Consider the following 8,933-nt stretch of genomic DNA (forward strand, 5'->3'; position numbering starts at 1 on the left):
GCTAACGATCGATCTCTCAAACACGATGTAGAGCGACCCGATGATCGCCGCAACCTCGGCGATCATATGCATCGAGACAGAAAACCGTCGCCTGCAAATCGGCAAAGGCTGGATGGTTGCTTCGATGGCTCAAGTCGTCGTCTGGATGATCAGCGTCAGCGTGCCATCGCCATCTATGTTTGCAGCGACAACCTGCGAGGAATTGAGCCCATTCGCCCTCAAAACGGATGTCGCCTGAGGTGAAGCATCGACGGAGTTTTGCAGGCGAAGCAAATCTTCTGCGCTGGTCTGATTGATCACGGCATCCGCCTGCGCCTTGATTTCGTCAGGCAAATCCTCGACTGCGACAATGGCGACGCCGGTGAAATTCAAATCGGCAGAGCCTGGATCGGGCAGCGCCAGCTCCGGCTGCGCTTCGCCCTGCGGTGGCGTCACCTGGGGAAGCTGCGGTCCGACATTTTGGGCGTAGATGGGCTGGATGATGACCGCTCCGGAAAGTGCGACAGCTATCGTCAACATGCGCATGGTCGCTCCTTGCATTCTTCGAGGGAGATTTTAAAGAAACCTCCATGCTGAGCGATGGTTCCGCAGGGCCGCTCACACCGGGCGATTTCGTCCCGACCCACCCTGGGAGACAGCCGAAAGACCATGGCCAAGGCGTTCGTCACACGGCTGTCTCGCCGTCGGATTGGCGATTGCGTACGGAATCGTACCATCGATTGATCTGCACCTTGGACAGGATCAAAATGAAACAGAGGTGACCATGGAAGGGAGCCGCATGAGCATCGCCAGATGGGCAATAAGACCTGTCGGTGCCGCCAAGGCGTTTCTGGCAGAGGAGCTTCGAAGTGCACGATACGGCGACATCGTTTCGGTCAAAGCGGCGATAGAGGCCGCTCGCAGGGACGCGCCTTATTTGCAGGATACAGATGATGAGTTGATGGAGACGATCGTCGACCTGGCACGGGAACTAGGGCTGGCAGTCCTTTTTGACTCTCGCGATTGACCGATGAGCCATGGTCGATGCGACTTGGTACGAAATCGACAATTGGCTCATGGTCGAAAATGCGTAATCATTGGGAAATGGGACGACGGTTGGACGACAAACTCGATTGCAAGGCTTGTGGGACTATCCAAATGGACATTCCCGACAACGCCGAGGAGTCGACGCCAATTCATTGCAGCAATTGCGGCGCCTTTCTCGGCGAATGGGGCGAATTGCAGGATGATTTCTACCGCCAGGCTCGCGGTACCGAAGCATTCGACTTGCGCAACGGAACCATTATCAAGAAGTAGCGCGCAACAACGCGCGCCCAGACCGCATCGGCAAATCCACAAGGGTTGGCAGATCTAGCCGACGTCGATGACGACCTTTTCCTCGACATTGTTATTCGTCGTGCATTGGATGACGAAGCCATTGTGGGTGCCGATGAAACGCACCTTCAGCGCCTCGCCCCAACACGTGTGTTTATGATCCCGCCGGCCCGATCCGGTTGTGTCGAATTCTCCAGCCTAGCGCTCTTGTCGAAGCATTACGGCGCGGTAATTCCCTTGAAGGCGTGGGCGCTTCGCTGCCTCAACAGGAGCTGGCCATGAAACATCAAACACTCGACCAACTGCAAGCCGTCGCCAAGATTGAATCGTCGGCTGCATATTCCGCAATGACACGAAATCAGCGCATAGAGCGCTGGGCTGAACTGCTGGAGCGCAATCCCGAGCGATGCCTTGGCGCGTTTGCAGGCACTGAACATCTGCACCCTGAAGCACGTTCATTGATGCGGGGCGAGGGTACGGCAATTTCGGTTGCCTTCGAAGATCCAGTGCTGCGCGCATCGGGTTTGAAAGACGACACATATGGTGAGGCAAAGCGCTTTTTCGAGCTGAACGACTGGCAACTGCACGACATCGTCTGCGATTGCCACGTCGGCTCAACCATGAAAGCGCGCTGGGCTGCGACGCGGGTCCGCTCAGCCATCAGCGGCAGGTTCTTTGCCTGGTTGCGGCAAAGGATAATGCGCTGACCGTAGTTGGGGATCGTCGTCGCTTCGGTGCGGCATACGATCCCCTGTCTTGCCGATGTCTTGCCGGTCGGATGTCTTGCCGATGCGGATCAATGCTTGTCCTGGTATAGCCGGTTGGTTGCCCGGTCGCTTTCCCTTCGTTCGGCGGGTCCACGCCGGTGGCGTGCGATAACGGCATAGGCCAACAGCACGATCAGCAACAATGGGCCGCCGGCAACGACGACCAACCACATGATATCTCCAAACATGGCGGCATCTCCTTTCCCAGACAACCGGCAAGGAGGAGAACCGTTCCGCGCAGCAGCAGGGCAATGCCACCTCGGTCATCAACTTACGGATTGCGTTCGTAGGTTCCGATGAGTTCAGCTTGCTCGAGCGAATGTTTCTGCGCCTCCCGCCAGATGTGCTCGACGCCCGCGCTGGCCGGAATGGCAAGGCTCGGCGTGTCGAGCGCGGCCAGCCGGAAATGATAATGGTGGACGCCATGTCCGACCGAGGGTTCAGGGCCGTCGTAATAGGCGTTGCTAAAATCATTCGTTGCTTGCCTAAGGGCGCCCGGACCTGGCTTGCCGCTTTCCGCCTCGGGAAGTTCCCTTGTCTCCGCGGAGATGTTGAATACCGCCCAATGACCAAACGTTCCGCTCGGCGCATACGAGAACGAGGCTTTTCGCGTCGTCCGGCACTCCAGACCATTTCAGCGGCGGCGATACGTTTTTGCCGTCTCGCGTGTATCTGTCGGGAATTGGTCCGCCTTCGGCAAAGGCGGCACTGCTGAGGGCAAGTGGCATGGTTCACTCCTTCCGGTCGAAGTTTGATCGCAGCGACGCGAACGGCCGCTATTTGTTGGTCCGCATCTTTTGTCTTGGATCGATCCCGCCAGCGGCGGTCGTGTCGTTTTCGACGTCACCCTCGACCGTGTTCTCGCCTTCAAGCTCGATCTCTTCGCCTTCCTTGATCGTTCCCTTGGAAGTCCCGATACCAGGATTGTTCGCCAAGTCGGCATCGCTCGGTTTTTTCCATTTCGGATGTTTGGTTCCGGTCATGAGATAACTCCTTTGACGGGGATTTTAGTTTTAAAATCGCAAGCCGGATGACTCGCTCCGGCTCCACATCTCTTCTCCCATTTGTTGGCGTGTGCGTCGGCTAAAGCCCGAATGGGTAGGTGTCGGGAACGCCGGTTCTTGCATGCTCCGGGCCAAGCGGCGTCACTGCCGTGGTTTTGTCGAACCATAGGAACGCGTCGAACTGCCGGGGCAGGGAAGCGTCCGCATAGTGGCTGCCCAGCTCGGTTTCCGGCCGGTAGATCACTCCGATGAACCGCTCCAGCCTGCGTTCCAGCAGCCGCTCACGCAGCGTCTTGTCGCGCCCGAGGTCGAGCAGGAACCGCGACACAAGGGAATCGTGGCAAAGCCGTTCGTAGCTGTCGGCGTGCGACGCGCGAATTTGCTTCACCTCCATTTCGCCATCCCAGTCGCTGGCGGCCGCTACAGTGCCGGAATGCGTGCCCATGCCGATCAGCGCTGCCTCATCGCCGAAACGCTGCCGGCAGAGCTGACCGATGTTCAGTTCGTCCCTGACGACACCCATCTCGGTAAAGCGAGCATCGCCGGTATGGGAATTGTGCGCCCACACCACCGCCTTGGAGTTGGGGCCGCCGGCGTCCAACAAATGTTCCAAGGTCTCGAACATGTGCGTGTCGCGCAGGTTCCAGGACTCCGCACCGCCATAGTACATGATCCGGTAGTAGTGTTCGGCGGACGCGATCAGCCGGGCATTCTGACTGGCGTCGAGAAAGTCGGTTCCGTCCTGTTTTGCATAATCGAGTTGTTTGGCGAGCAAGTCCCGGCATTGTTCCAGCACGGCTTTCTCGCATTTTTGATAGCCGGCGGTGAGCACCGCGCGGCCGTAGGTGGACGGTTCGTGTTGCCAGGGCGTCAGGCAGCCATAGCGTTCGCGCGCGATCTTGGCTGCCTGGGGATCGACCCGGTCGAGATAATCGAGGACCGCGCCTATGGACCCGCTCATATTGTAGATGTCGAGGCCGTAGAACCCTGCTTGCTCCGATGGCTCAAGCTTCTCGTTGTGGCGGCGCATCCAGTCGGTGAAGGCCGCGACATCGGTGTTGCGCCACATCCACGTCGGAAATCGCTGGAATGGCGCATCAGTCCCGGTTCGCGGCCGACGATGGCGAACATAGCGGTCGATTGCCGCCGCATCGGGCCAGTCCGCCTCGACCGCGACGATGGTGAAGCCGTGCCGTTCGATGAGCCTGCGGGTGATCGCCGCGCGCGCCCTGTAGAATTCGGACGTGCCATGGCTTGCCTCGCCAAGCAGAACGACGCGCCGGTCGGCGAATCGATCGAACAATGCGCCGAAGGCCGGATGGTCGAAATCGGGCAGCGGCTCAGCCGCGGCCGCGATCATGTCAGGCAGGCTGATCGGATGCGGATGTCGAAGCGGGCGACCGACCTTGGTGACCGTGCCGTTTTCCGACCAACCCTGCTCGCCGATCAGAGGGACGAAGCGCACGCCGCCGAAATCTTCCTCGCTGTAGGTTGCGGCGCCTGTCCGGGTGACTTTGAGCAGACGTTGCAAATCCGGGTCGTCGCCGACCGGAATAACCAGCCTGCCGCCGACATCGAGTTGCTCCTGAAGGGCGAGCGGCGCGCCTGGACCGCTGGCTGTCACCACGATGGCATCGAACGGCGCCGCCTGGGGCCAGCCCTTGGTGCCATCGCCTGTCCGGACCTCGATGTTTTGGTAGCCGAGTTTTTCAAACCGTCGCTTCGCGGTTTCGGCCAAACCGGGATGACGCTCTATGGTGTAGACCTGTTCGACCATCCGGCTCATCACCGCGGCCGCGTACCCCGAGCCGGTGCCAATTTCGAGCACGTGGTCACCCGGTTTGACATCCGCCATTTCGATCATGAACGCTACGATGTAGGGTTGCGATATGGTCTGGCCGTCGGCGATCGGCAGCGGCGTGTCTTCATAGGCAAATTCCTCGAAGCCGGGTTCGACGAAGGCCTCGCGTGGAACTTCGCGCATCGCCTGCAGAATTTCACGGTCATGGATGCCGCGCTGGCCGACATGGATATTGACCATTCGATCACGGGCACGAGGAAGATCGAGCATCTTTAGCTCCCTTTGTGCAACGCTTCGAGGCTATCTTCGCGTTACCTGCCTTGAGCCTGGCCTTCGCGATTCCAGTTCTAACCGCCGGAGGACTTCAAGGTTCCCGCCTATTTGCGGGCAGAGCCGCAAGCCCACCTGGATCGCGTCCGGTCTCTCGGCCGCGCGGCTCGCGATGCCGTCCCGGACGGCGGCAGTCAGGGGTTGCTCAAGCGCAAAGATGCCCCAGTTATCACCAGCGAACCGAAGCTGGAGATGTCGATGAACGACAAGGCTGCCGCGACGCCGCAGGCTATCGACCACGAACGGATCGACCTCATGGACCGTTACTGGCGCGCCGCGAATTACATCTCGGTCGGCCAGATCTATCTGCTCGATAATCCGCTGTTGCGCGAACCGTTGAAGGCCGAGCACGTCAAGCCGCGGCTGCTTGGCCATTGGGGCACGACGCCGGGCCTGAATTTTCTCTACCTGCATCTGAACCGCGTTATCCGCGAACGCGACCTCGATGTTCTGTTTATCTGCGGCCCGGGCCATGGCGGTCCCGCAATGGTCGCCAACACCTGGCTCGAGGGCACCTATAGCGAGATCTATCCCGATATCGGGCAGGGCGAAGACGGCCTCAGGAACCTGTTCCGGCAGTTTTCCTTTCCCGGCGGCGTGCCAAGCCATGCCGCGCCCGAGACGCCCGGCTCCATCCATGAGGGCGGTGAACTGGGATATGCCCTGGTCCATGCCTTCGGTGCGGCCTTCGACAATCCGGACCTGGTGGTTGCCTGCGTCGTTGGTGACGGCGAAGCCGAGACCGGTCCGCTCGCGGCGGCATGGCATTCCAACAAGTTCCTGAACCCGATGTCGGACGGCGCCGTCCTGCCAATCCTGCATCTCAACGGCTACAAGATCGCCAATCCGACGATCCTCGGCCGCATGGACGATCAGGAGTTGCGAAATCTTTTCGCCGGCTATGGCTACGAACCGTTCTTCGTCGAGGGCCACGAGCCGCTTGCCATGCACCAGTCGATGGCCGCGACGCTCGACACGGTGCTCGATCGCATCCGGTCCATTCAGGAGCAGGCACGGGCTCCGGGATGGCATGGCCAACGCCCGCAATGGCCGATGATCGTGCTGCGCAGCCCCAAGGGATGGACCGGGCCGAAGGAGGTCGATGGCGAAAAGGTAGAGGGTTTCTGGCGCTCGCATCAAGTGCCGGTATCGAATGCTCGAGGGAATGATGAACACCGCAAGATCCTCGAAAACTGGATGCGAAGCTACGAACCGGGAGAGCTGTTCGATGAAAGCGGCCGCCTGTTGCCGGAGCTCGCGGCACTTGCCCCAACAGGGACAAAGCGCATGGGCGCAAGCCCGTACGCAAATGGCGGGCTGTTGAAGCGCGATCTTGTGCTTCCCGACTGGAAAAGCCTGGCGCTGGAAGTGGCACGTCCAGGTGGCGTCATCGCTGAAGCAACGCGGATTTGCGGAAGCTACCTTCGCGAGGTGTTCCGCCTCAATGCCGAGGCGCGGAATTTTCGCCTGATGGGGCCGGACGAGACGTCATCCAATCGCCTTGACAACGTGTTCGAGGTCACCGATCGGGTCTGGATGCAGCGTATCGAGCCCTACGACGTCCATCTTTCCCGTGACGGCCGCGTCATGGAAGTGCTGAGCGAGCATCTCTGCCAGGGCTGGCTTGAAGGCTATCTGCTCACCGGCCGCCATGGCCTGTTTTCATGCTATGAGGCCTTCATTCATATCGTCGATTCGATGGTCAACCAGCATGCCAAATGGCTGAAGACCTCCGGCGAGCTCGCTTGGCGCAAGCCGATCGCCTCGCTCAATTACCTTTTGACCTCGCATGTCTGGCGGCAGGATCACAATGGTTTCAGCCATCAGGATCCGGGCTTTGCCGATCTGGTCGCCAACAAGAAGGCCGACACGGTAAGGCTCTATTTCCCGCCGGACGCCAACACCCTGTTGTGGATCACCGATCATTGCCTAAGAACCTATAACCGCATCAATGTCATCACCGCCGGCAAGCAGCCGGGACCGCAATGGCTGTCCATTGAAGAAGCCGGAGCGCATTGCAAAGCTGGAGCGGGCATCTGGGAATGGGCCGGCACGGTTGCTCAGCACGAGGAGCCCGATGTGGTCATGGCCTGCGCCGGCGACGTGCCGACCCTGGAAACACTGGCCGCGACAGACATTCTGCGCTCGGCGATCCCCGACCTGAAAATCCGCGTCGTCAATGTTGTCGACCTGATGACATTGCAGTCGAACACGGAGCATCCGCACGGCCTGCCCGACGGGGACTTCGACGCGTTGTTCACGAAAACACGGCCCGTCATCTTCGCCTATCACGGCTATCCCTATCTCATTCATCGCCTGACATACCGCCGCGCCAACCATGACAACATGCATGTGCATGGCTTCCGCGAGGAGGGCACCACGACGACGCCGTTCGATATGGTGGTGCTCAACGAACTCGATCGCTACCACCTCGCGCTTGCCGCCATCGAACGCGTGCCGGGACTGGCCGAGAGCGCCGAAGGACTTGTCGGCGAACTCCAGGACCGGTTGATAAAGCACAAAGCCTATGTCCGCGAGCACGGCGAAGACATGCCCGAAATCCAGAAATGGAGCTGGCCCGACAAAGCCGCGACAAAGGGGCGCCAATGATGCGTCGGTCGATCCTGGCGCTGAATGCCGGCTCGTCCAGCATCAAGTTCGCGCTTTACGATCTTGTCTCATCACGGGATATGCAACTCGTTTCACGCGGCACGTTGGACCTGGGCGACACACCCACACTCCGCGCAAAAGCGGCCGACGGAACGGTGCAGTGCGATCGGAAGCTCGCCGTCGACAACCCGCGTGACGCGGCCATAGGCGAGATGCTGAATTGGGTGCAGGGCGAAATTGGCAAAAGAAACCTGCTCTGCGCCGGCCATCGCATCGTGCATGGCGGAAGCGAGTTCATCGAACCTGTCCTTCTGACCCCAGACATCATCGAGGCCATCGACAGGTTGACGCCGCTTGCTCCGCTGCATCAGCCTCGCAGTCTCGCGCCGGTCCGCGCGATAGCTGCCTTGCAACCGGACTTGCCACAGGTTGGCTGTTTCGACACCGCTTTCCACCAGACGATCGATCCGCTCGTGCGGCGCTTCGCCCTTCCGCGCCAGTATGAAGGGCAAGGCCTGCGCCGCTACGGGTTTCACGGTCTCTCCTATGAATACATCGCCGGGCGGCTCAGCGGGACATCGCCAAATCTTGCGGAGAAACGCACCATCGTCGCCCATCTCGGCAATGGTGCCAGCCTCTGCGCTTTGCAGCAGGGCAAGAGCATCGACACGACGATGGGGTTTTCGGCCCTGGATGGCCTCGTCATGGGCACGCGGTGCGGCGCCATCGATCCCGGCGTGCTGTTGTACTTCCTGCTGGAAAGAGGCATCGCGGCGGAGGAACTGCAGACGATGCTCTACGAGAAGTCGGGACTGCTCGGCGTGTCCAGTATTTCGGGCGACATGAGGACGCTGGAAGCGAGCAATGACCCTCGCGCCCAAGAGGCGATGGCGCTTTTCGCGTTTCGCGCCGCGAGAGAGGCCGCGGCGCTTGCAAACACGATGGGTGGTCTTGAATGCCTCGTGTTCACCGCCGGCATCGGCGAACGGTCCGCGCCCATCCGCAAGGCCATATGCGAAAAATTGACATGGCTAGGCGTGGTGCTTGAAGAGCGCGCCAACGACACCCACGCCGAAATCATCAGTCGTCCCGAGAGCAAGGTGGAGG

9 protein-coding genes and 1 pseudogene are annotated in these 8,933 nt (G+C 60.2%); 5 read left to right on the plus strand and 5 right to left on the minus strand.

All coding sequences use genetic code 11. The annotated features are described in order from the left end of the window. Nucleotides 1–129 precede the first annotated feature (129 nt). A complete protein-coding gene (locus EN943_RS31445) occupies nucleotides 130–525 on the minus strand; it encodes a hypothetical protein (RefSeq protein ID WP_127415932.1) in 396 nt (131 codons plus the stop codon). 253 nt (nucleotides 526–778) lie between these two features. Between EN943_RS31445 and EN943_RS31450 the strand changes: the two genes are divergently transcribed. The 3 genes from EN943_RS31450 to EN943_RS31460 all read left to right on the plus strand — a co-directional run bounded on the left by EN943_RS31450 (nucleotide 779) and on the right by EN943_RS31460 (nucleotide 2,021). Beyond that, a complete protein-coding gene (locus EN943_RS31450) occupies nucleotides 779–1,006 on the plus strand; it encodes a hypothetical protein (RefSeq protein ID WP_027036437.1) in 228 nt (75 codons plus the stop codon). A gap of 131 nt (nucleotides 1,007–1,137) precedes the next feature. Next, on the plus strand, nucleotides 1,138–1,296 hold the full coding sequence (locus tag EN943_RS31455; protein WP_023812002.1) for a hypothetical protein: 159 nt from the start codon (nucleotides 1,138–1,140) through the stop codon (nucleotides 1,294–1,296). A gap of 296 nt (nucleotides 1,297–1,592) precedes the next feature. Further along, on the plus strand, nucleotides 1,593–2,021 hold the full coding sequence (locus EN943_RS31460) for a hypothetical protein (protein ID WP_127415933.1): 429 nt from the start codon (nucleotides 1,593–1,595) through the stop codon (nucleotides 2,019–2,021). A gap of 89 nt (nucleotides 2,022–2,110) precedes the next feature. Here EN943_RS31460 and EN943_RS31465 read toward each other — a convergent pair whose 3' ends face one another. The 4 genes and pseudogenes from EN943_RS31465 to EN943_RS31480 all read right to left on the minus strand — a co-directional run bounded on the left by EN943_RS31465 (nucleotide 2,111) and on the right by EN943_RS31480 (nucleotide 5,156). Next, entirely contained in the window at nucleotides 2,111–2,269 is a 159-nt protein-coding gene (locus EN943_RS31465) for a hypothetical protein (protein WP_127415934.1), read from the minus strand. Between the two features lie 83 nt (nucleotides 2,270–2,352). Next, nucleotides 2,353–2,809, minus strand: a pseudogene (locus tag EN943_RS31470) (YbhB/YbcL family Raf kinase inhibitor-like protein). A 48-nt stretch (nucleotides 2,810–2,857) separates the two neighbouring features. Beyond that, on the minus strand, nucleotides 2,858–3,064 hold the full coding sequence (locus EN943_RS31475) for a hypothetical protein (RefSeq protein ID WP_127415935.1): 207 nt from the start codon (nucleotides 3,062–3,064) through the stop codon (nucleotides 2,858–2,860). 100 nt (nucleotides 3,065–3,164) lie between these two features. Then, nucleotides 3,165–5,156, minus strand: coding sequence for a protein-L-isoaspartate(D-aspartate) O-methyltransferase (locus tag EN943_RS31480; RefSeq protein WP_127415936.1), 1,992 nt, complete (start codon nucleotides 5,154–5,156; stop codon nucleotides 3,165–3,167). Between the two features lie 258 nt (nucleotides 5,157–5,414). Here EN943_RS31480 and EN943_RS31485 point away from each other — a divergent pair, with 258 nt between their 5' ends. After that, entirely contained in the window at nucleotides 5,415–7,826 is a 2,412-nt protein-coding gene (locus EN943_RS31485; protein WP_127415937.1) for a phosphoketolase family protein, read from the plus strand. Beyond that, nucleotides 7,823–8,933 (plus strand): acetate/propionate family kinase (locus EN943_RS31490; RefSeq protein WP_127415938.1); only part of this gene is annotated, 1,111 nt, incomplete at its 3' end. The genes EN943_RS31485 and EN943_RS31490, both read left to right, overlap by 4 nt.

This window comes from Mesorhizobium sp. M7A.F.Ca.US.006.01.1.1 (genome assembly GCF_003997935.1).
Lineage (GTDB): Bacteria > Pseudomonadota > Alphaproteobacteria > Rhizobiales > Rhizobiaceae > Mesorhizobium.